Genomic DNA, 23,241 nt, shown 5'->3' with positions numbered 1-23,241 from the left:
AGGGGGCATATCATTCTCACGGGTGGTTTTGACTCTTGTGATAGTCTTTAACTATCTCTTTGATAGTTTTCACTTATTATCCAAGGAAATGATATTGTGATAAGCTTGTTTTATCACATATATTGGAGGAATCTATGGAAAACCATAATTATAAAAATGAGGGTCAGTTCCAACGGAAGATGACTTCTCGACACCTCTTTATGCTATCGCTGGGTGGTGTCATTGGTACTGGTCTTTTCTTAAGTTCAGGCTATACGATTGCACAAGCAGGCCCTCTTGGTGCGATACTATCTTATCTTGTGGGGGCTATCGTTGTTTACTTGGTCATGCTTTCATTGGGTGAGTTAGCAGTTGCCATGCCAGTAACGGGATCCTTTCACACCTATGCTACTAAATTTATCAGTCCGGGGACCGGCTTTACGGTAGCTTGGCTTTATTGGATTTGTTGGACGGTAGCTTTGGGAACAGAATTTCTCGGTGCTGCCATGTTGATGCAACGTTGGTTTCCATCAGTTCCGGCTTGGATTTTTGCGGCATTCTTTGCCTTGGTGATTTTTGGGATTAATGCTCTGAGTGTGAGGTCTTTTGCGGAAGCAGAGTCCTTCTTCTCGTCAATAAAAGTCATTGCTATCCTGGTTTTCATTATTCTGGGGCTAGGGGCTATGTTTGGATTGGTGAGTTTTGATGGGCACCATGAGGCCATTATGTTCAAGCACTTGACGGCCAATGGTCTCTTTCCAAATGGTGGTCTTGCTATTGTGTCAGTCATGTTGGCGGTTAACTACGCCTTTTCGGGAACAGAGTTAATCGGTATTGCAGCTGGTGAGACAGACAATCCTAAAGAGGCTGTTCCACGAGCTATTAAAACGACCATTGGTCGTTTGGTGATCTTCTTTGTACTGACGATTGTGGTCTTGGCTTCGCTACTTCCAATGAAAGAAGCAGGAGTTTCTTCAGCACCTTTCGTTGATGTCTTTGACAAGATGGGAATTCCATTTGCGGCGGACATTATGAACTTTGTTATCTTGACAGCTATCCTTTCTGCTGGAAATTCAGGACTTTATGCGTCAAGCCGTATGCTGTGGTCTTTGGCCAATGAGGGGATGCTCAATAAAAAGCTAGTGAAAATTAATAAGCATGGTGTTCCAATGACAGCTCTTTTGATTTCTATGGCAGGAGCAGTTTTATCGCTCTTTTCAAGTATCTATGCAGCAGATACAGTTTACCTAGCTTTGGTATCAATCGCTGGATTTGCAGTTGTTGTTGTCTGGCTCTCTATTCCTATGGCACAAATCAACTTCCGTAAACAGTGGAATTTAGAACATTCCGATGATGAGTTGGATTACAAGACACCGTTTAATCCAATCCTACCTTATATCACAATCGTTCTGTTGGCCATTTCTGTTCTTGGTATTGCTTGGGATAGTTCGCAGCGTGCGGGACTCTACTTTGGTATTCCTTTCATGATTTTCTGCTACCTCTATCACTACCTTCGCTTTAAAAAATGGTAAGGAGGCCTTGTATGTCAATATTTAAAGACTATCTAGAGAATAAATCTCCCCTCATTCTTCATGGAGCTCTGGGAACAGAGATGGAGAGCTTGGGTTATGATATTTCTGGCAAACTCTGGTCAGCTAAGTACCTGCTTGACAAGCCAGAAGTTATTCAAAAAATCCACGAAACCTATGTAGCTGCTGGGGCTGACTTGATTACCACATCGTCTTATCAGGCAACCTTGCCAGGCTTGATAGAGGCTGGACTTACTGAGAAAGAAGCGGAGCAGATTATTGCCTTGACAGTTCAGTTGGCAAAGAATGCACGCGATAAGGTCTGGACAGCTTTAGATGAGACTGAGAAAGCTAAGCGTCCTTATCCATTGATTTCTGGTGATGTCGGTCCTTATGCAGCCTATTTGGCCAATGGTTCCGAGTATACTGGTGATTATGGTCAGATTACCATCGAGGAGCTTAAGGAGTTTCATCGCCCTCGAATTCAAATTCTCCTAGATCAGGGTGTCGATTTGTTGGCTTTGGAAACCATTCCGAATCGTCTGGAAGCACAAGCTTTGATTGAACTTCTGGCTGAAGAATTTCCAGAAGCAGAAGCTTATATCAGTTTTACAGTCCAAGAACCAGGCACTATCAGTGATGGGACTTCTCTAGATGAGATTGCCCAGCTTGTTGGCCAGTCAGACCAAATCTTGGCTCTAGGAATCAACTGTAGTTCGCCTCTGCTCTATAATCAGGCTCTTACTATTCTTAAAAATGCTGGAAAAGCCCTCATTACTTACCCCAACTCAGGTGAGGTTTATGATGGTAGTACGCAGACTTGGAAACCTAAGGATAAGGATGCTCTGACCTTAGTTGAACACAGTAAGGATTGGCATGATCAGTTTGGAGTTAAGATTTTAGGTGGTTGCTGCCGCACACGTCCAAATGACATTAAAGCCTTATATGCAGAGTTTAGAACCTAGTCAAATTTCTAATTATTTGTTATAATAGGAGACTGTAAGGCTATGAGCTCTACACACTATTAGTAGAAAATGAAGCCAGCGTTAAGCTGGTTTTTAAAATGAAGAGGAAAATATGACCTACGAACAAGAATTTCTAAAAGACTTCGAAGCCTGGGTTGTTACCCAAGTTAAAGTAAACGAAACGGCCTTGGCCGCTAGCAAGAAAATCTGGGAAGAAGATGGCGATGAGCGTGCACGTGATGCAAGTTACCGTTATGAAGCCAAATTGGATGCTTACAATTTCCTAATTGGCAAGTTTGCCAACTATCGTGCTGGCAAAGGTTTCCATGATATGCCAGATGGCTTGTTCGGGGAACGTCACTATTAATAGAGGATGAAAAAGAAAATGGCGACAGTACTTTATGGAATGGTGTCGCCGATTAAAATAGGAGAAGACTAAACATGGCTAAAGTAAAAAATAAAAAGAAAGCTTTTAAACACCGTTTGAAAAAACAAGGACTTTTCAATAATGTTAAAGCCCCTGTTCCACCAGTTGCGCCTGTTCCACCAGTGCCACCAGTAGCACCACAACCTGTTGCTGAAACTAAGACAGTTGCTAAGGAAGAAGTAGCAGCAAAAGACCTTAGTCTTGAAGCTTTTGCAGAACTTCCAGAAGTTGAAGGCCTTCGTTCAAACCTTGTAGAGACTCTTTACAATGAAGGTTTGACTTCAGCAGAGGCTTTTGCTACTGTGACTGAAGAAGAAGTTCTTGCCCTCAAGGGTGTCGGACCTGCGACAGTTAAAAAATTGAAAGAAAATGGTGTCAGCTTTAAAGCTTAAGCCTAAAAAAGATCCGAGGTGTAGACTTCGGATCTTTATTCTTTGACTTGGTAAGCATTGTTTGATTAGGAGAACAAGAAAACCACTAGCTTTTTGCTAGTGGTTGATAGATCTGTATTATTTATTTGGATTTTGTTTGGTTAAATTAAGTCCAAAAGGTACCAAGTTTTCTTGATGCCTACGGATTCGCCCCATATTTTCAGTGTGGCGAAAGATAATAATCAAAGCCATGATGGTGAGGACCCCAGTGAAAATAAGGTCATAGCCATCTAGCAAGAAGTGGATGGCTGGAAAGACAGCCAAGGTAATCAGTCCAACAATTGCAGCAGTGACACTTGAAAATGAAATCATGCTGGTTAGATAGAGTGTTAGAGCAAAGACCAAGAGTAGGAATACACAGTAGAGTGGGGCAAAACCAAGAAGCACCCCAGCACTTGTCGCAACGGCCTTCCCACCTTTAAATCCAGCAAAGATTGGAAAAACATGTCCGATAATAGCAAAGAAACCAATGATTAGAGGTGAAACCTCTGTAACACCAAGCCAGATAGGTAGAAGAACAGCCAAGGTCCCCTTGAACATATCAACCAAGAAGGTGATGGTACCAGCAGTCTTACCTAGAACACGAAAGGTATTGGTTGTTCCAGTATTTCCAGAGCCATGCTCACGAAGATTGGTATGGAAGAAAAGTTTCCCAATCCAGAGGCCGGTCTGAATGGAACCTAGCAAGTAGGCGATTAGGATTAACAATAAGATTTTCATGAGATAATTATAGCATACAGCCTAGTAATTGACAAAGTCAGTCAGCCTTAAGATATCTTTTGGACTTTCTTGATTTCTTTTGCAAATTCTTCTGAAAACTTATAAAATAATAAGGATGAAAATTTTGGAGGTCACTCTTGGCTAAAAAAGAAATTAATGTAAATAATTATAATGATGATGCCATTCAGGTACTAGAAGGGTTGGATGCGGTTCGCAAGCGCCCTGGAATGTACATTGGCTCAACAGATGGAACAGGACTTCACCACCTAGTTTGGGAGATTGTCGACAATGCGGTCGATGAAGCTCTTTCTGGTTTTGGTGATGTTATCGCTGTTACCCTAAATAAGGATGGTTCCGTTTCTGTTTCTGACTCTGGACGTGGGATGCCGACAGGTATGCATGCTATGGGTAAACCAACAGTTGAAGTTATTTTCACTGTTCTCCACGCGGGTGGTAAATTTGGACAGGGTGGTTATAAGACTTCTGGAGGTCTTCACGGTGTGGGTTCCTCAGTTGTTAATGCGCTGTCTAGTTGGCTTGAGGTAGAAATTACCCGTGACGGTAGTGTTTATCGCCAACGTTTTGAAAATGGTGGTCACCCTGTAACAGGGCTTGAAAAGATTGGTAAAGCGCCTAAGTCTAAGACAGGTACAAAAGTTACCTTTATGCCTGATGCGAGCATCTTTTCAACAACTGACTTTAAATTTAACACTATCTCAGAGCGTCTCAAAGAATCAGCCTTCCTTCTTAAAAATGTCACTATGACATTGACAGACTTGCGTGGCGAAGAAGAAGTTCGTGAAGAATTCCATTATGAAAATGGAGTTCAAGACTTTGTGTCATACCTGAATGAGGACAAGGAAACGCTGACACCAGTTATCTATATTGATGGAGATCAGCAAGAATTTCACTTGGAATTAGCCCTCCAGTATAATGACGGATACTCTGACAATATCCTTTCCTTTGTCAATAATGTCCGTACTAAGGACGGAGGGACCCACGAAACAGGCTTCAAGTCTGCCATTACCAAGGCTCTTAACGATTATGCGCGTAAGACGGGTCTTCTCAAAGAAAAAGATAAGAACCTTGAAGGTTCAGATTACCGTGAGGGCTTGTCAGCAGTTATCTCGCTTTTGGTTCCTGAAGAACACCTTCAGTTTGAAGGACAAACCAAGGACAAACTTGGATCTCCTTTAGCTCGTCCTATTGTTGATAGTATTGTTTCAGAGCATCTGACTTACTTCCTTATGGAAAATGGGGATTTAGCTTCTAACTTGGTTCGTAAGGCTATCAAGGCCCGTGATGCCCGTGAAGCTGCTAGAAAAGCGCGTGATGCGAGTCGAAATGGCAAGAAAAATAAAAAAGACAAGGGGCTCTTATCAGGGAAACTGACGCCAGCCCAGTCTAAAAATGCTAAGAAAAATGAGCTTTATCTAGTCGAAGGGGATTCTGCCGGTGGATCAGCTAAACAAGGTCGTGATCGTAAATTTCAGGCTATCCTGCCTCTTCGAGGTAAAGTCCTAAACACTGAGAAGGCCAAAATGGCTGACATTCTCAAAAATGAAGAAATCAATACCATGATTTACACTATTGGTGCAGGTGTTGGAGCTGATTTTAATCTTGACGATATCAACTACGACAAGATTATCATCATGACCGATGCCGATACCGATGGGGCTCACATCCAGACCTTACTTCTTACTTTCTTCTATCGTTATATGCGTCCGTTGGTTGAAGCAGGACACGTTTATATCGCTTTGCCTCCTCTTTACAAGATGTCCAAAGGAAAAGGCAAGAAGGAAGTTGTCGAATACGCTTGGACAGATGGGGAGCTTGAGGAACTTCGTCAAAAATTTGGTCGTGGAGCTATTCTCCAACGTTACAAGGGGCTTGGTGAGATGAATGCTGACCAGCTTTGGGAAACAACCATGGATCCAGAGACAAGAACCCTTATCCGAGTGACGATTGACGATCTAGCGCGTGCCGAACGTCGCGTCTCAGTCCTTATGGGAGATAAGGCAGCACCACGCCGTCAATGGATCGAAGATAACGTTAAATTTACACTTGAGGAAAGTGGGGAAATGGTGTTTTAGGAGGAGAAATGGATGTCTAAAAAAAAGAGTCAAAAAGTTAATGTTCCAAGAAAGGTGAAAGAAGATTTAAAAAACGATAGCAGTAATGTCGAAAATACAAAAATTGAATTACCTCAATTACCACAACCATTTCTAATCAAACAAGAGGAACAGAATAAACCGTGGTATAAAAAAAACATATCAATTATTATTTCACTGGTTTCGCTTATAATTACAGCCTTCATGAGTTATCAAACCATTGAAAATAATTTAAAAAATCAAGAAAGAAATAGTTATTTAGATACTACAAATTTTAATATCATTCAAAATTTGTGGCAGAGTAATCCAAGTTATACCTTATATAATGAATCACAAAAACCTCTAACTTCTCCTCCTCAACCATCATATTTCATGTATGTTCCAGCAAAGTTATATTATATTTTTAAAGATGGTAGGAGAGTATCCAGTCTTATTCTTTTGCCGATCTCTTACGATAATGTCATAAGTCAAACAAGTACAGGTAAAACAATCGATGAAATTGAGACGTCAGTTTTGCCGAAAAATTTTTTTGGTAAATTAGGTGCTAAGGATTTGAGAAAAAAAATATACGGTAAACCTGGTTCGGATGACATTGCATTTGAATTGAGAGTTTATCCTTTCTTAGCAATATTTACTGATATTGAATATTCTTATAAAGATAATCCATCTAAGAAAATTACTGAAAAATTTTTAACAACTCCCTTTGGGAAAGAAAGGCTTCCAGATGAACGGTATGAAGATTTAAAAAACTATACCAAAAATATGGCTCATTTTCCTGAGAATGAGATGAAGGCATCTGGAGACGAGAATATATATGATAATACCTTTTCGTATTTAGATAAAGAATTTGAGAGACTTCTTCCAAGAAATGATAATAAATTATCGGAGGAGGATAAACAGAGATTATGCGTATTATCTGGAGTTAAATGGAATATCGATGAGCTAACAAAAGGGAAAGAATTCAATTTTTCAAATTCTATATCAGATGATAATAATTTTCATGCATTGGGACGTTATCTTTCAGATAAAGTCATAAGCGTAGAAGATCCTCTATATCCAGGATATTAATTAATATGTTTAATGAAATAAAGTATTATAGAAGTGAAATTTCAACTTATCTGATTTTCTTACAACTTAACTAGGAATAAAGTAAGGTTACCTGATTTTTTAATGAGCAATTTTAAAGCAAAAATATTTTTCTAGAAATTAGCAAAGTTAAAAAGAGAATTAGAGTTAAAATAAAAAAAAATCAGATGATTAAAAAATGTAATAAATTAGAATATCGCTGGTTTAATTCTACGAGATATAGAGAGCATTAAATTTTTCTAACTTCTATCATAGAGCGAACACTAGTTAGGGATTTCTAGAAAATCAAATATGTCTGAGCACATTTATACTAGTAAACTTTGGAACGTGGAAAAGCTTATTCAGATCCTACAAGGTGCTTTATATTGTTCCAAGCTTAATTGTCCATTTGTATTTTAACTAAACAGGTAATAATTTTTCCGTAAAATATCTTTTATCTATCATAATTGCTATACATTTTTTGAAAGGAGTTGAACAGGCCTTATATGCTGTGTGAAAGCTCCGTCCTCACCGTTTAACAACGTATTTTAAACTACAGAAAGGGTCGTTTGGTTACTGAATGTAACTGAACACGGGACTAATTTCTTAGGAAAAAAGATAAATCGCTTTGGGCTTATCGAACCCTACATCGATTTCCTATTTTTCTACAGAAATTTTCGGCAAGCCGAATCGTCCCTTTGTATCTTATGTCTAATATTCAAAACATGTCCCTTGAGGACATCATGGGGGAGCGTTTTGGACGCTACTCCAAATACATTATTCAGGAGCGTGCGCTTCCTGACATTCGTGACGGTTTGAAACCCGTCCAACGTCGTATTCTTTATTCCATGAATAAGGACGGCAATACCCATGATAAGGGCTATCGTAAATCTGCCAAGTCGGTGGGTAACATTATGGGTAATTTCCACCCACATGGCGATAGTTCCATTTATGACGCCATGGTCCGTATGTCCCAGGACTGGAAGAATCGTGAAATCTTAGTTGAGATGCACGGTAACAACGGTTCTATGGATGGTGATCCACCAGCGGCTATGCGTTATACAGAGGCGCGTTTGTCAGAGATTGCTGGCTACCTTCTTCAAGATATTGATAAAAACACCGTTCCTTGGGCTTGGAACTTTGATGATACAGAGAAGGAACCAACCGTTTTACCTGCAGCCTTTCCAAACCTCTTGGTTAATGGGGCTACAGGGATTTCTGCTGGTTATGCCACAGATATTCCACCGCATAATCTGTCAGAGGTCATCGATGCCGTTGTCTATATGATTGACCATCCATCTGCTAAACTGGATAAATTGATGGAATTCTTGCCTGGTCCAGATTTCCCAACAGGGGCTATCATTCAGGGCAAGGATGAGATTCGTAAGGCCTACGAAACCGGTAAGGGTCGTGTCGTTGTGCGTTCACGTACTGAGATCGAACAACTCAAAGGTGGTAAGGAACAAATCATCGTTACTGAAATTCCTTACGATGTCAATAAGGCAGTTCTTGTTAAAAAAATCGATGATGTTCGAGTCAATAACAAGGTTCCAGGTATTGCGGAAGTTCGTGATGAGTCTGACCGTACAGGGTTGCGTATTGCTATTGAACTTAAGAAGGATGCTGACAGTCAAACTATTCTTAACTATCTTTTGAAATATACGGATCTTCAGGTTAACTACAATTTCAACATGGTGGCTATTGATAATTTCACCCCACGTCAAGTAGGCTTGCAAAAGATTTTATCTAGCTACATTGCCCACCGTCGTGATATTATCGTTGCTCGTTCAAAATTTGACAAGGAAAAAGCTGAAAAACGTCTTCACATTGTCGAAGGTTTGATCCGAGTTATCTCTATTTTGGATGAGGTTATCGCTCTTATCCGAGCTTCTGAAAATAAGGCTGATGCTAAGGAAAATCTTAAGGTCAGCTATGATTTTTCAGAAGAACAAGCCGAAGCTATCGTGACCTTGCAACTTTATCGTTTGACCAATACGGATATTGTCACTCTCCAAAATGAGGAAGCTGATTTACGTGAACAAATTGCAACCTTGGCTGCTATCATTGGTGATGAGCGTACCATGTTTAATGTCATGAAACGTGAACTTCGTGATATTAAGAAGAAATTTGGTAATGACCGTCGTTCAGAGTTGCAAGCAGAAACCAAGACCATTGAAATTGATACTGCAAGTTTGATTGTTGAAGAAGAAACCTATGTCAGCATCACTCGTGGTGGTTATGTCAAACGTACAAGCCCACGTTCTTTCAATGCTTCAACGATTGACGAAGTCGGAAAACGTGATGATGATGATTTGATTTTGGTTCAGCAGGCTAAGACGACACAACACCTCTTGATGTTCACTAATCAGGCCAATGTGATTTATCGTCCAATCCATGAGTTGCCAGACATTCGTTGGAAGGATTTGGGAGAGCATTTGTCACAAACCATCACCAATTTATCTAAGGATGAAGAAGTGCTTTACGCAGAAATCCTGGATGATTTTGAAACGGGTACTTACCTAGCAGCTACCAAGCTGGGTCAGATTAAACGTTTCGAACGCAAGGAATTTACGCCATGGCGTACCTACAAGTCTAAGTCAGTTAAATACGCTAAACTCAAGGATGATAATGATTTTATTGTTACAGTCACTCCAATTCAATTGGATGATATCATGATTATCACTCAAAAAGGTTATGCCCTTCGCTTTAACGCGGACGAAGTGCCAGTAGTTGGTGCCAAGGCAGCAGGTGTTAAGGCAATCAATCTTAAGGATGATGATACCGTTCAGGCTGTCTTTGTGGCAAATACTCAAAGTTTCTACCTTCTGACACAAAGAGCTAGTCTCAAACGTGTGGCTACAGCCGATATTCCGCAGGCTAAGCGAGCTGGTCGAGGTCTCCAAGTCCTTCGTGAGCTTAAGACGAAACCGCACCGTGTCTTCACTGCGGGTCCAGTCTTTACGGAAAATGCTGGTGGCGAAATAGATCTTTTAGCGACACCAGTAGAAGAGACTCCTCAGACCTTGCTTGTAACAGCTACAACAGGTGAAACGGCAGAGGTTGACTTGTCCCTTCTAAATCTCTCAGACCGTACTAGCAACGGTAGTTTCATTGAAGGATTAGCAGACAAAGAAGTCTTTTCTGCCAAGATTATTGAAAGATAAAGATAAGAAAGCTTTGTTCTCTTATTAGAGGGCAGAGTTTTTTTCTTTGATGGGCAAAATAAGTGTTTTAAAAAGAATTGTCAGAATTTTGCAACATAACCTTGAAATTTTCAATGAAAAGGACTATACTAGAAAGCACATAGTAACAGAAAAGAGGACATACACATGACAGTTGATTTAGACTGGGAAAATCTAGGATTTAATTACCGTAAACTTCCATTCCGTTATATCTCATATTACAAAGACGGTAAGTGGGACGAGGGGCAATTGACTGAGGATGCGACTTTGCATATTTCAGAAGCATCTCCAGCCCTTCACTATGGTCAAGAAGCTTTTGAAGGACTCAAGGCTTACCGTACTAAAGATGGCTCTATTCAATTGTTCCGTCCAGATGAAAATGCTAAACGTTTGCAACGTACTGCGGATCGTCTTTTGATGCCACAAGTTCCTGTTGACAAATTTGTAGATGCATGTAAACAAGTTGTACGTGCAAATGAAGAATATGTTCCACCATATGGTACAGGTGCAACACTTTATCTCCGTCCACTTTTGATTGGGGTTGGTGATATCATTGGTGTGCATCCAGCAGATGAGTATATCTTTACCATTTTTGCTATGCCAGTAGGTAACTACTTCAAAGGTGGTTTGGCTCCAACAAACTTCCTTATCCAAGATGATTATGACCGTGCTGCTCCACATGGTACAGGTGCTGCTAAGGTGGGTGGTAACTACGCAGCAAGTATGTTGCCAGGTAAGATTGCACATGATAGTAATTTCTCTGATGTGATCTACCTTGATCCAGCAACTCACACTAAGATTGAAGAAGTGGGTTCTGCAAACTTCTTTGGTATCACAGCCGATAACGAATTCATTACACCACTCAGCCCATCTATCTTGCCATCTATCACTAAGTTCTCATTGCTTTACTTGGCTGAAAATCGCTTTGGCATGAAAGCTATCCAAGGTGATGTTAAGATTTCTGAATTGGATAAATTTGTCGAAGCAGGTGCCTGTGGTACAGCTGCGGTTATCTCACCAATTGGTGGGGTACAACATGGTGATGACTTCCATGTATTCTACTCAGAAACAGAAGTAGGTCCTGTAACACGTAAACTTTATGATGAGTTGACAGGTATCCAATTTGGTGATGTTGAAGCACCAGAAGGATGGATTGTCAAAGTTGACTAATTCTTAATAGATAAATGATTATTTTAAGGCTTGCTCTTGCAAGCTTTTTTCTTTTTCGGTAGAATTAAGAAGATACATTAAGAAAGGATGGCTCGAGCCAAGGATCGGGTATAAATCTATGAGTAAAAAAGATAAAAAAATTGAAATCCAAATTAATGATGCTAAAGTAGTCGTCAATAAAGCAACTATTGAAGGTTTTGAACTTCTTGTTGGTAAGAAAGTCATCGGACAAATTGTGGAAATTGATGGTAAGTTTGCCGTTGTTGACAAGGAAAATGTTGTAGGTTTCCACAAAAAAATGGATGATGCAGTAGCTGCCATTATTGAATCATACAATCTTAATCATTAAAATCCAAAGTAAAGGCTTGCTTTGGTCAAGAAACTGTGATATACTATTTCTTGTTCTTAAGGAGAGATAGCGAAGAGGCTAAACGCGGCGGACTGTAAATCCGCTCCTTCGGGTTCGGGGGTTCGAATCCCTCTCTCTCCATGTCTAAGAAACTGAATCGGGATAGTCGATATCAAGTACTTAGATGTTTTTTTATAGCATTTTGCTATTGGGGTATAGCCAAGCGGTAAGGCAAGGGACTTTGACTCCCTCATGCGTTGGTTCGAATCCAGCTACCCCAGTAAAAGGTATCGGGTGCATTGGCACCGTCTATGTTAACCATTGTCTTTGCGGGTACCTTTAAAAATATATTGTTATCAAGGGTCAGAATTGGCTGGCTCTTGTTGGAGGATCTTTTTAGAATGAACGAATTTGAAGAATTGCTAAACAGTGTTAGCGAAGTTAACACAGGTGACGTTGTAACAGCTGAAGTTATCTCAGTAGATAATGATCAAGCAAATGTTGTTATCGAAGGAACTGGTATCGAAGGTGTTTTGACACGTCGTGAATTGACAAACGACCGTGACGCAAACGTTGCAGACCTTGTTAAAGTTGGTGAAACACTTGAAGTGCTTGTTCTTCGTCAAGTTGTTGGTAAAGATACTGATACTGTAACTTACCTTGTATCTAAAAAACGCTTGGAAGCTCGCAAAGCTTGGGATAAACTTGTTGGTCGTGAAGAAGAAGTTGTTACTGTTAAAGGAACACGCGCTGTTAAAGGCGGACTTTCAGTTGAATTTGAAGGTCTTCGTGGATTTATTCCAGCTTCAATGATCGATACTCGTTTTGTTCGTAACACTGAACAATTTGTAGGTCAAGAATTTGACGCTAAAATTAAAGAAGTTGATCCAGCTGAAAACCGTTTCATCCTTTCACGTCGTGAAGTTGTTGAAGCAGAAGCTGCAGAAGCTCGTAAAGAAGTCTTCTCTAAACTTGAAGTTGGTTCAATCGTAACTGGTAAAGTTGCTCGTTTGACAAGCTTCGGTGCTTTCATCGACCTTGGTGGTGTTGACGGACTTGTTCACGTGACTGAATTGTCTCATGAACGTAACGTTTCACCTAAATCAGTTGTATCTGTAGGTGATGAAGTTGAAGTTAAAGTTCTTGCTATCGACGAAGAAGCAGGACGTGTATCACTTTCACTTAAAGCAACAACACCTGGACCTTGGGATGGCGTTGAACAAAAACTTGCTGCTGGTGATGTTATCGAAGGTAAAGTTAAACGCTTGACTGACTTCGGTGCTTTCGTTGAAGTATTGCCAGGTATCGATGGACTTGTTCACATCTCACAAATTTCACACAAACGTGTTGAAAATCCAAAAGATGTTCTTTCAGTAGGTCAAGACGTTACTGTTAAAGTTCTTGAAGTAAACGCTGATGCAGAACGTGTATCACTTTCAATCAAAGCTCTTGAAGAACGTCCAGCTAACGCTGAAGGCGAAAACAACGAAAAACGTCAATCACGTCCACGTCGTCCAAAACGTCAAGAAAAACGTGACTACGAACTTCCAGAAACTCAATCTGGATTCTCAATGGCGGATCTTTTCGGAGATATCGAATTGTAAGATAAAAAAAGAGGCATGGAAACATGTCTTTTTTTCTGTTTTAGAGTATGCTATAATAGTATACTGTTAGCACCCTTAGTGTAATGGATATCACGTAAGATTCCGGTTCTTGAGATAGGGGTTCGATTCCCTTAGGGTGCAAAAAGAAAAGCGTTGAAAGATTTGTTTTCTCAACGTTTTTTAGTCGGTAAGTTTTAGTGAAAGTATTTTATAAAATCTTTTAGCTTTGGAAGGGAAAAAGGCAAGCATACAGAAAAAAGTTATTAGCTTATCCTAAAACCAAAGTAAGCTACTTTATTAGCAATTCCATAGTTGATTTATTGGGGAGGCAGTTTGGCTAATCTTTTGCAATTGATTAAAAAATTTGCTATAATACTCAGTATCTCATATTGGGGTCGTTACGGATTCGACAGGCATTATGAGGCATATTCTGCGACTCGTGTGGCGACGTAAACGCTCAGTTAAATATAACTGCAAAAAATACTAATTCTTACGCTGTAGCAGCCTAAACACCTGCTCGCGTGACTTCTAGCAGATTGCTTATGTTTGTTTAGAGGTTTTATTGATTTATAAGCTACGTTTGACCATTGCCTAGCTGGTTGAAAAGAGATTTATAGGCTCGCAGATAGAAGGCTTGAGTTATGTGTCGTCTATCTGTTAAATGAAAGACATAACCTATGGTTGTAGACGAATATGTTGGCAGGTGTTTGGACGTGGGTTCGACTCCCACCGACTCCATAAAAACCAGAGGCGTCAGCCTTTTATTTGTATATATAGGAATTTATTATGAAAAAACTTTTGTCTTTGACCGTTTTAGGTCTCTCACTTTTTACTCTAGCTGCTTGCGGAAAATCTTCGTCTAAGACAGAGACGAAGGGATCTTTGGATAATGAAGCCTCAAAGATTTTAACCGTTAAGCATGGGAATGTTCGCCAGAACTTTGATAAGATTACCATGGCAAATGCTTCTCAGGAATTTTCAGGAGGCTCAAATCTTGATAGCTTGAAGGGCTGGTTTGGTGAACCCTCATCAACGAGTCAGGAGCAGGCAGGAGATGCTAAGCTTGATGTTTATAATTGGCAGTATGACAATGTTGTTGTTACAGCGAAACTCTTTAACAATAGCACTGTTGTTAAGTCAATTTCAAACTTTTCTTACGTCCGTGATCCTAAAATCACACTGAAGATGTACGAAAATCTCAAAAATGGAACTAGCTATGACGATGCTGTCAAAACTCTTGGTACACCGGATGTTTATTCGATTGCTGTTTCTTCAGATGCAACAATGACACAAGCACTTTGGTCTTCGAACCTTGTCGCTAAGAAGGGTGAAACAGGTAGCCTTACCCTTAACTTTAAAAATGGTGCCTTGGAAAACAAGTCGCAAGCAAATTTGATTAACAAGTAATCACAGTAAAAGATGCCTTTCTAAATCAATGAAGGCATTTTTTTGTTATAATAAAAGGAGCGATTAAAATTATGGAGATGTAATGACTAAAAAAAGACTATTTTTTATAGGGATAGCAGGTTTAATACTGGTATTCTTATGGCCTCTTTTAAATAACTTCATCCCCTTAATCAAGGAATGGACCAACGCTAAGCATGATCAAGCCTTTTTAAGAGAAGTTTTTAAGCAGGCTAATTTCCAAAATGCACTGATCCTTCTTAGTCTCATGATTCTGTCATCGGCTATTCCTGGAGTTTCAAGTTCTATTTTTTGTATTTTTGTTGGGCTACTCTATGGCCCTTTGCTTGCGATTCCGATGAATATTATTGGTAATACTTTTGGGAATTTAACTAGTTTTGAAATTCTGAGAAGACTTGAAAAGCCAGAGAAGTCCAAACGCATGGAGAAACTTCTAAACTATATTGAGAACTTTAAGCATCGCTTTATTGGGATTTCACTGGCCTTCTCTATTCCATTTATACCATCAGCTCTGGTCAATTATGCTTGTGTTCAAATGAATTTACCCACAAGGACGAGGATTTTGGCGACACTTATTGGAGTGACGCCAGTATCGATTGTTTATGCAGTTAGTGGAGATTTGTTGCTTAATATCCGTCCAATCCGAATGCCATTAGTGGCAGTACTTGCCATCTTGCTTTTTATCTCACTCGTCATTTACTTTATCCATTTTAGGAAGGAAAAAAATGAGCTTCATTCAAGTAACTAAAGAAGAATTTAACACCTATGAGTTTGTCCTTAGTGTTAGTCCGTTTCAAAGAGAGATTAGAAATTAAGGAGGTAAGTTGATGAAACTTGCATTATTGGGTACAGGAATGATTGTGACAGAGGTTCTTCCTGTGTTAACGACTATTGAGGGCATTGAGCTTGAAGCTATCTTGTCGACACCACGCTCACTTGATAAGGCAGAAGCCCTAGCTAAGCAATATGGTTTGTCTCAGGCGACTAGTGATTATGAGTTAATTTTGTCCAATCCAGAAGTCGATACGATTTATGTGGGAACGCCCAACCATACCCACTATGATTATGCTAAGAAAGCACTTTTGGCCGGCAAGCATGTTATCTGTGAGAAACCCTTCACCTTACATTTGAAAGAGTTTGAAGAGCTAGCTAAGCTTGCTCAAGAAAAAGAGCTTCTCTTGATGGAGGCTATTACCAATCAATATTTGGCTAATTTTACAGCGATTAAGGAAGCCTTGTCTGATATTGGAGATGTTAAGATTGTGAATATCAATTATTCTCAATATTCGTCACGTTATGACGCCTTTAAGCGAGGAGAGATTGCTCCTGCCTTCAACCCTGAAATGGGTGGGGGAGCACTTAGAGATCTTAATATCTATAATATCCATCTCCTGGTTGGCCTTTTTGGAAAGCCTCATCGTGTGGAATATCTACCTAATGTGGAGCGAGGAGTGGATACGTCAGGAATTCTAGTTTTGGACTATGGTCACTTTAAGGCTGTTGCCATTGGAGCTAAAGATTGTAGTGCGGAGATTCGTTCAACTATACAAGGTGATAAGGGCGCTATTACAATTTTTGGTGCAACCAATACTCTTCCTGAGATTGGAGTCACTCTCAATGGTCAGAAAGAGAGAGTCGTCAATCTCAATAGTCCACAACATCGTATGCATGATGAATTTGTGGCTTTTGAAAAGATGGTGGCTACTAAGGATTTTGACAGTGTTGCCAAGCGGTTGGAACATAGTCGTCAGGTTATGGAAGTTCTGGATCAAGCTTCGAAAGCTTTGTAACATACAAAAAAACAAGCAGTGGTATTAGCCATTGCTTGTTTTGTCTTATACAGTTGTTGGGAATGAAATCTCAATCAATTTGTCAGTGTGTACTGTTCTGAGTTTGTCCATCAAAACAATATCCTTGTCGATTTTTCGTTTGAGGAAGAATTCACGGATAACTTCTAATTCATTGTCTTTAACAGCACGGTGTTTATTTGAAATCAAGAGTTCATAATGCTTAGGTGCTTGTGTAAAGACAACATCAGTATTCCCAGCAGAGTAGGTCTCTACGAGAAAGGCATCCGTGTTGTCTAGTTGGTTTTGAACGAGTTCTTGGTGTGTACGGGTCGTATTAATGAGTTTCATAGTTTCCTCCTAGGATTTGTCAGTTGTTGTGTTAGTTTCTTTCCATTGTTCGATTCCCCATTTATGACTGCCACGTTTAAGTTTAGCAATGGCTTCATCAATTGGAAACCAAGCCAGATTATTGAAATCTTCAAGAGGTTTGCCAATTTTTGAAAAATCTACAACTTCATAAATATAGGCTGGATTGTAATAGTAAGTGTCACGGTGGCTTGAATAGAAGTATTCATCGGCCTGGCCATAGTACTGGCCCAAAGTGGCTGTAAACCCAAGTTCTTCAATTAACTCGCGTTCTAATGCGCTATAGTGATCCTCGCCTGCTTCGATCTCTCCACCTGGGAGAAACCAAGCCCCGTTAGGAGCCTGGACTAAAATAATCTTTGTATTTTCTTGGTTAGGAATCACAGCATAAACACCGTAACGTGTTTGATAATGAGTTCCCCCAACCTTGTCACCAAATGTTGGATTCATGAGTTGCTCCTTACGTTTATTTGCCTATATTATACTAAAATTTTGCTCATTTTCCTATTGATTTAGGCAGAATTAGGGATAAATTTGAAAATAGGAAATGAAAAGATAAAGAAACCAAGTCATAACGACTTGGTTTCTTTATTTAATCAGTTTCTTTTGCTGTCTCATTTTTCTGAGCAGTTTTTTCGGATTTTTTAGCAGACTTAATGGTGATGTGGCCTTTTGAAGTCATGACTGCCTTGAGATCTTTTTCATTTGGGTTTTCAAGGTAGAAGTCAGTAATAGCGTCTTCAATATGGTCCTGGATGGTACGACGTAGTGGTCGAGCCCCCATCTTAGGATCGTAACCGAGGTCAACCAATTTTTCCTTAACCTTCTCAGTTACACTGAGGTGGATACCGTTATTAGCCAAGCGTTGGTTGACATTATCAAGCATGAGGTCCACGATAGTGAGGAGATTTTCCTTGCTAAGGGCAGAGAATTCGATAATACCGTCAAAACGGTTCATGAATTCAGGGCTAAAGAAATCTCCAAGCTGGTTAAGCACAGAATTGGTACGATTTTCACGGGCAGCTCCAAAGCCAACACTAGCTTCAACTTTACCTGTACCAGCATTTGAAGTCATGATGATGATGGTATCCTTGAAACTTACAGTTCGCCCTTGACCATCAGTCAAGCGACCGTCGTCAAGAACTTGGAGGAACATGTGAAGAACGTCTGGGTGAGCTTTTTCAACCTCATCCAGAAGAATGAGTGAATATGGATTACGGCGGACTTTTTCAGTTAACTGACCAGCTTCATCGTAACCGACATATCCTGGAGGGGCACCGACCAATTTGGCAACGGCGTGTTTTTCCATGTATTCTGACATATCGAAACGAATCATACTGTCAGCTGAACCAAAGAGTTCAATAGCCAATTGTTTAGAGAGTTCAGTTTTACCGACTCCTGTAGGACCTACGAAGAGGAAGCTACCAATTGGGCGATTTGGTGCACCCAATCCAACACGATTACGACGGATGGCTTTGGCAATCTTATCAACTGCGGCATCTTGTCCAATAACATGTGATTTAAGATCATCAGCAAGACTAAGAAGTTGTGATTGTTCTTTTTCTTTCAAATCACCGACAGGGATATTGGTTTTTTGTTCCACAATGGCTTCGATATGTTTTTCTGTGATGACAGGCATATCTTGGTCTTTAATGGTTTGTTTTTGCATTTCCTTGTATTTGGCAATTTGATCACGGAAATAGGCAGCTTTTTCAAAGTCTTCGTCACGAGTAGCTTGAGCCTTGAGGTTTTCAGCCTCAATCAAACGTTTGTCGATATCTTTAGGATCAACAAAATTGAGGGTCAAGTTCATCTTCGAACCAGCTTCATCGAGGAGGTCGATGGCCTTGTCTGGCAAGAAGCGGTCTTGAATGTAGCGGTTGGACAATTCTGCAGCTGCAGTAATAGCTTCGTCTGTATATTTGACATGGTGGTAGTCTTGATATTTAGGTTGGATACCACGCAAAATAGTGATGGTTTCCTCAACCGTTGGTTCGTCAACCTTAACTGGTTGCATACGACGCTCTAGGGCAGCATCTTTTTCGATGATGCGGTATTCGTTGAGTGTAGTTGCTCCGACCAGTTGAAGTTCCCCACGAGCAAGGGCAGGTTTTAGGATGTTTCCAGCATCCATATTGCCATCCCCGGCATTACCAGCTCCTACGATTTCATGGATTTCATCAATAAATAGGATAACATCCTGACGTTGACGAATTTCTTCCATGAGTTTTTGCATGCGTTCTTCAAATTGGCCACGGATACCAGTCCCTTGAACCAGGCTGACCACATCGAGACGAATGACTTGTTTGCCTTGGAGTTTTTGTGGCACGCTACCGTCAACGATTTTTTGAGCTAGACCTTCAACGACAGCAGTCTTACCGACACCGGGTTCACCGATGAGGACGGGGTTGTTCTTGGTACGGCGGTTAAGAATTTCGATGACACGAATGATTTCCTCGTCACGACCAATAACAGGATCAATGTCTCCACGACGAGCGATGTCAGTGATGTTAATGCCGAACTCTTCAAGAAGACCTTGTGGCTGTTGAGGAGCTTGTTGGCGTGGTCCTCCTGGACGTCCTGGTCCTTGTGTATTGCCACCGTTTCCTCGGTTACCACCTTCTTGTGTTGGAGGTGTATTGGGAAGATCGCCGTTAGAAGAACGGAAGTTATTTAGGTCGCTGAAGAAATCGTCGAAGAAGTTGGAACCTCCTGTTTGATTGAATTGATTGAGGGGGTTCTCTGGATCAGATTTCATGATTTTATAACAATTTTGACAGAGGTCAACTTGTTGCTGATTACCATTTACATTGGTATACAAATGAATACTAGCTTCATTAAGGTTACAGTTTTGACAGAGCATATCAGTACCTCTTTTCTATCTGAATTGGGAAAGACCTTTATTGAAAATAATCTTGGTCAAAAAAGGTCAAATCTATGTCTCCATTATAGCATGCGGAAGGTAGATTGCAAGTAAAAAGCATCTAGATTTGGCACTCTCTTAACAAGAGTGCTAACATTGAATTTAAATTCAAAAATACTTGCCTAAAATGCATAAATATTATATAATGTTTTTATATTATTCAGAACGAAAGAGAGATACCTATGACACAAGCTAAATCATTTTTGAAAGAAATCGACTTTACCAAGCAGGAACTTGAGGAGTTAATCGATTTATCTATAAAATTTAAACAGTTAAAGAAGGAAAGAATTCCGCATAAATATTTAGATGGCTTAAATATTGCCCTGATTTTTGAAAAAACATCTACAAGAACCCGCTCAGCTTTTACAGTGGCTGGTCAGGACCTAGGTATGAATGTGACCTACCTTGGTGCTGGAGACATTCAGTTAGGTAAAAAGGAATCTGTAGTTGATACAGCCAAGGTGCTTGGTTCTATGTTTGATGGAATCGAATACCGTGGGTTTAAGCAAGAAGATGTCGAGGATTTGGCTAAGTACTCAGGAGTTCCGGTCTGGAATGGTTTGACGGATACCTGGCATCCAACGCAAATGATTGCGGATTTCATGACTTTGAAGGAGCGTTTTGGTAGTTTGGAAGGTTTGACCATCGCCTATATTGGAGATGGTAGAAATAATATGGCTAATTCACTTTTGGTCACTTCGGCTATTTTAGGCGTTAATGTCAAGATTATTGCCCCAGAGGTGCTGCAACCTGAAGATGAGATTGTAGCTTTAGCTCAGAAACATAATAATGGTGCCGATTTAACCATTACAGATGATATTTCAGAGGTCAAGGGAGTGGATATGCTTTATACGGATGTCTGGGTATCTATGGGTGAAGAAGTAGACTTTAAATCTCGTATTGATTTACTCCTGCCTTATCAAATTAATGCAGACCTACTTGCCAAGACGGAAAATCCAGATGTCATCGTTATGCACTGTCTCCCAGCTTTTCATGATCTCAATACCCAAATTGGGCAAGAAATCTATGACAAATACGGTTTGGCAGAGTTAGAAATCACTGATCAAGTCTTCCAAAAATACAGTGATATCATCTTCCAAGAAGCTGAGAATCGTATGCATTCTATCAAGGCCATTATGTACAATTCCTTGAAAAATATTTAAAATTCCCCCATTTTTCCCATAAGTGTGATAAAATAAGTAAGAAATACACAATTAATAGGAGAAATAACATGGAATCACATTTGGTGAGAATCATTAACCGTCTTGAAATGATGGCGGCTGATGGTGGTAATTTGAAACGTAATTTTGAACGTGAAGGAGTGGTTGTTGCCGAAGTATCATTTAGCAACGATCCTGAAAATGGTCCAGTTTTCACATTGCGTGACGTTGAAGCACGTGAATCTTATTCATTTGATAGCATCGACTTGATTGCAATGGAAATCTACGATTTGCTTTACTAATAAATTATTTTGGAACTTTACAAGATTCCAAAAATCAGAATGCCTGAAACTATCGAGTTTCAGGCATTTTTATCAGGATGAAAACATGGGGTGATGCTTGTATGGCTTGTCAAAACAGGCAGTGTTTCAACTCATTGGCAAAGTTTTTGGCGTGGTGTCATCTCGAAAATACATGAGGTGTATTGCTTAAGAGTTTTGCTAGCTAGGTCTATAACTTAGTTTTTATACTGAAATATCGCATTTATAAGAAAATACTTTATTATTATACAGTCTTCTGATATAATATTGAAGAATATTAGTAAGGAGTATCTAGATGAATTTTTCATTTCTACCACAGTTTTGGTCTTACTTTAACTATGGTGTCTTAGTAACAATTATGATTTCGGTCTGCGTGGTCTTCTTCGGAACCATCCTTGGGGTTTTGGTATCCTTGGCCAAACGTTCTGGAATCAAACCTTTGGAGTGGTTGGTAAGCCTTTATGTTTGGGTTTTCCGTGGGACTCCTATGGTTGTGCAGATTATGATTGCTTTTAACCTTATCCACATGAATCTTCCAACTGTTCAGTTTGGCATTTTGAACCTTGATTTGTCACGTATCGTTCCAGGTATTATCGTCCTTTCTTTGAATAGTGGTGCTTATATTTCTGAGAGTGTACGTGCAGGTATCGAGTCTATTCCTAAAGGTCAGGTTGAAGCTGCCTACTCACTTGGTATCCGTCCATGGAATACCATGCGTTATGTGGTCTTGCCTCAAGCTATTAAAAATATCTTGCCTGCCTTGGGTAACGAGTTTGTTACTATTATTAAGGATAGTTCGCTCTTGCAAACCATCGGGGTTATGGAATTGTGGAATGGTGCACAAACTGTTGCAACAACAACCTACTTGACCTTGACGCCGCTCTTGTTCGCAGCCTTCTATTACTTGATTGTGACAACAGCTATGACGGCACTCTTGAAACAAATGGAAAAACGACTTGGGGAGGGACGTAAATAATGGCAGAAACAATTATTGAGATTAAAAATCTTCACAAGTATTTTGGTAAGAACGAAGTTCTCAAAGGGATTGATCTAGATATTAAAAAGGGTGAAGTAGTGGTTATCATCGGTCCTTCAGGATCAGGAAAGTCAACCTTCCTACGCTCAATGAACTTGCTTGAGAAACCTACAAAAGGTGTTATCTCCTTTGAAGGTGTGGATATTACAGATAAAAATAACGACATTTTCAAAATGCGTGAGAAGATGGGGATGGTTTTCCAACAGTTCAACCTCTTCCCTAATATGACAGTTAAAGAAAATATCACCTTGTCACCAATTAAGACTAAAGGTGTTTCTAAAGCTGATGCAGAAGCAAAGGCTATGGAACTTTTAGAAAAGGTTGGCTTGAAAGATAAGGCAGATGCCTACCCAACAAGTCTATCAGGTGGTCAGCAACAACGTATTGCAATTGCACGTGGTTTGGCTATGGATCCAGACGTTCTCTTGTTTGACGAACCAACATCAGCCCTTGACCCAGAGATGGTTGGTGAAGTTCTATCCGTTATGCAGGACCTTGCTAAATCAGGGATGACAATGGCAATCGTTACCCACGAAATGGGCTTTGCTTATGAAGTGGCAGATCGTGTTATCTTTATGGATGGCGGTGTCATTGTCGAAGAAGGCACACCACAAGAGATCTTCGACAATACTAAGGAAGATCGTACCAAGGATTTCTTGAGTAAGGTTTTGTAAGATATTCTTAAGTAT

Annotated in this window: 20 protein-coding genes, 3 tRNA genes, 1 other RNA gene and 1 pseudogene; 21 read left to right on the top strand and 4 right to left on the bottom strand. The window is 40.0% G+C overall.

The genetic code is table 11. The features are described from left to right. Positions 1–134 precede the first annotated feature (134 nt). The 4 genes from HMPREF2697_RS07550 (at position 135) to HMPREF2697_RS07535 (ending at position 3,292) form a co-directional block, all read left to right on the top strand. Positions 135–1,511 (top strand): amino acid permease, encoded by a 1,377-nt coding sequence (locus tag HMPREF2697_RS07550; RefSeq protein WP_070850203.1) that lies wholly within the window; start codon positions 135–137, stop codon positions 1,509–1,511. A gap of 11 nt (positions 1,512–1,522) precedes the next feature. Beyond that, entirely contained in the window at positions 1,523–2,473 is a 951-nt protein-coding gene (gene mmuM, locus HMPREF2697_RS07545; protein ID WP_070850201.1) for a homocysteine S-methyltransferase, read from the top strand. Between the two features lie 112 nt (positions 2,474–2,585). Continuing rightward, a complete protein-coding gene (locus tag HMPREF2697_RS07540; RefSeq protein WP_002886199.1) occupies positions 2,586–2,840 on the top strand; it encodes a DUF1912 family protein in 255 nt (84 codons plus the stop codon). A 74-nt stretch (positions 2,841–2,914) separates the two neighbouring features. Beyond that, positions 2,915–3,292: a helix-hairpin-helix domain-containing protein gene (locus tag HMPREF2697_RS07535; protein ID WP_002885939.1), complete on the top strand. Its 378-nt coding sequence runs from the start codon at positions 2,915–2,917 to the stop codon at positions 3,290–3,292. 117 nt (positions 3,293–3,409) lie between these two features. Here HMPREF2697_RS07535 and plsY read toward each other — a convergent pair whose 3' ends face one another. After that, positions 3,410–4,051 carry a glycerol-3-phosphate 1-O-acyltransferase PlsY gene (gene plsY, locus HMPREF2697_RS07530; RefSeq protein ID WP_014633423.1) on the bottom strand — a complete coding sequence of 214 codons (642 nt, stop codon included), beginning with the start codon at positions 4,049–4,051 and terminating at the stop codon, positions 3,410–3,412. Positions 4,052–4,188: 137 nt separating this feature from the next. On the opposite strand from plsY, the gene parE reads away from it, so the two are divergent. The 13 genes and pseudogenes from parE (at position 4,189) to HMPREF2697_RS07465 (ending at position 16,747) form a co-directional block, all read left to right on the top strand. Then, the gene (gene parE / locus HMPREF2697_RS07525; protein ID WP_048790638.1) at positions 4,189–6,144 is read left to right on the top strand and encodes a DNA topoisomerase IV subunit B; all 1,956 of its coding nucleotides are present in this window, start codon (positions 4,189–4,191) and stop codon (positions 6,142–6,144) included. A 12-nt stretch (positions 6,145–6,156) separates the two neighbouring features. Continuing rightward, a complete protein-coding gene (locus HMPREF2697_RS07520) occupies positions 6,157–7,230 on the top strand; it encodes a hypothetical protein (protein ID WP_004182951.1) in 1,074 nt (357 codons plus the stop codon). A gap of 704 nt (positions 7,231–7,934) precedes the next feature. Then, positions 7,935–10,391: a DNA topoisomerase IV subunit A gene (gene parC, locus HMPREF2697_RS07515; RefSeq protein WP_070850199.1), complete on the top strand. Its 2,457-nt coding sequence runs from the start codon at positions 7,935–7,937 to the stop codon at positions 10,389–10,391. Positions 10,392–10,547: 156 nt separating this feature from the next. After that, positions 10,548–11,579, top strand: a pseudogene (locus HMPREF2697_RS07510) (branched-chain amino acid aminotransferase); the annotation flags it as partial. 118 nt (positions 11,580–11,697) lie between these two features. Beyond that, positions 11,698–11,928 carry a DUF2969 domain-containing protein gene (locus HMPREF2697_RS07505; RefSeq protein ID WP_002886057.1) on the top strand — a complete coding sequence of 77 codons (231 nt, stop codon included), beginning with the start codon at positions 11,698–11,700 and terminating at the stop codon, positions 11,926–11,928. A gap of 60 nt (positions 11,929–11,988) precedes the next feature. Beyond that, positions 11,989–12,069, top strand: a tRNA-Tyr gene (locus HMPREF2697_RS07500). 68 nt (positions 12,070–12,137) lie between these two features. Then, a tRNA-Gln gene (locus tag HMPREF2697_RS07495) sits at positions 12,138–12,209 on the top strand. Positions 12,210–12,329: 120 nt separating this feature from the next. Then, positions 12,330–13,532, top strand: coding sequence for a 30S ribosomal protein S1 (rpsA, locus tag HMPREF2697_RS07490; protein ID WP_003094841.1), 1,203 nt, complete (start codon positions 12,330–12,332; stop codon positions 13,530–13,532). A 69-nt stretch (positions 13,533–13,601) separates the two neighbouring features. Then, a tRNA-Arg gene (locus tag HMPREF2697_RS07485) sits at positions 13,602–13,673 on the top strand. 250 nt (positions 13,674–13,923) lie between these two features. Then, positions 13,924–14,273: a transfer-messenger RNA gene (gene ssrA, locus HMPREF2697_RS07480) on the top strand. 45 nt (positions 14,274–14,318) lie between these two features. Further along, a complete protein-coding gene (locus HMPREF2697_RS07475; protein ID WP_002885892.1) occupies positions 14,319–14,939 on the top strand; it encodes a DUF3862 domain-containing protein in 621 nt (206 codons plus the stop codon). 82 nt (positions 14,940–15,021) lie between these two features. Then, on the top strand, positions 15,022–15,705 hold the full coding sequence (locus tag HMPREF2697_RS07470) for a TVP38/TMEM64 family protein (protein ID WP_014633415.1): 684 nt from the start codon (positions 15,022–15,024) through the stop codon (positions 15,703–15,705). A gap of 79 nt (positions 15,706–15,784) precedes the next feature. Further along, entirely contained in the window at positions 15,785–16,747 is a 963-nt protein-coding gene (locus tag HMPREF2697_RS07465) for a Gfo/Idh/MocA family protein (protein ID WP_013990922.1), read from the top strand. A 45-nt stretch (positions 16,748–16,792) separates the two neighbouring features. Here HMPREF2697_RS07465 and HMPREF2697_RS07460 read toward each other — a convergent pair whose 3' ends face one another. The 3 genes from HMPREF2697_RS07460 to HMPREF2697_RS07450 form a co-directional block, all read right to left on the bottom strand. Then, entirely contained in the window at positions 16,793–17,095 is a 303-nt protein-coding gene (locus HMPREF2697_RS07460) for a DUF1827 family protein (protein WP_002885967.1), read from the bottom strand. Between the two features lie 9 nt (positions 17,096–17,104). Continuing rightward, positions 17,105–17,563: an NUDIX hydrolase gene (locus HMPREF2697_RS07455; protein WP_070578391.1), complete on the bottom strand. Its 459-nt coding sequence runs from the start codon at positions 17,561–17,563 to the stop codon at positions 17,105–17,107. Between the two features lie 142 nt (positions 17,564–17,705). Next, the gene (locus HMPREF2697_RS07450) at positions 17,706–19,976 is read right to left on the bottom strand and encodes an ATP-dependent Clp protease ATP-binding subunit (protein WP_070850197.1); all 2,271 of its coding nucleotides are present in this window, start codon (positions 19,974–19,976) and stop codon (positions 17,706–17,708) included. Positions 19,977–20,218: 242 nt separating this feature from the next. Here HMPREF2697_RS07450 and argF point away from each other — a divergent pair, with 242 nt between their 5' ends. From argF to HMPREF2697_RS07430, 4 genes are all read left to right on the top strand, one after another. After that, entirely contained in the window at positions 20,219–21,199 is a 981-nt protein-coding gene (gene argF, locus HMPREF2697_RS07445; protein ID WP_013990919.1) for an ornithine carbamoyltransferase, read from the top strand. Between the two features lie 68 nt (positions 21,200–21,267). Further along, positions 21,268–21,498, top strand: a complete 231-nt coding sequence (locus HMPREF2697_RS07440) for a DUF1797 family protein (RefSeq protein WP_002885970.1) — start codon at positions 21,268–21,270, stop codon at positions 21,496–21,498. A gap of 313 nt (positions 21,499–21,811) precedes the next feature. Beyond that, positions 21,812–22,492 carry an amino acid ABC transporter permease gene (locus HMPREF2697_RS07435; RefSeq protein WP_002886081.1) on the top strand — a complete coding sequence of 227 codons (681 nt, stop codon included), beginning with the start codon at positions 21,812–21,814 and terminating at the stop codon, positions 22,490–22,492. Next, positions 22,492–23,226, top strand: a complete 735-nt coding sequence (locus tag HMPREF2697_RS07430) for an amino acid ABC transporter ATP-binding protein (RefSeq protein WP_013990918.1) — start codon at positions 22,492–22,494, stop codon at positions 23,224–23,226. The genes HMPREF2697_RS07435 and HMPREF2697_RS07430 overlap by 1 nt, the downstream gene beginning before the upstream one ends. The last annotated feature ends 15 nt before the right edge of the window (positions 23,227–23,241 follow it).

The sequence above is a fragment of the Streptococcus sp. HMSC064D12 genome (genome assembly GCF_001837205.1).
In the GTDB taxonomy this organism is placed as follows: Bacteria; Bacillota; Bacilli; order Lactobacillales; family Streptococcaceae; genus Streptococcus; species Streptococcus salivarius_D.
The sequence above is the reverse complement of the archived record's forward strand: the minus strand, read 5'-3'. Positions and strand labels throughout refer to the sequence as shown.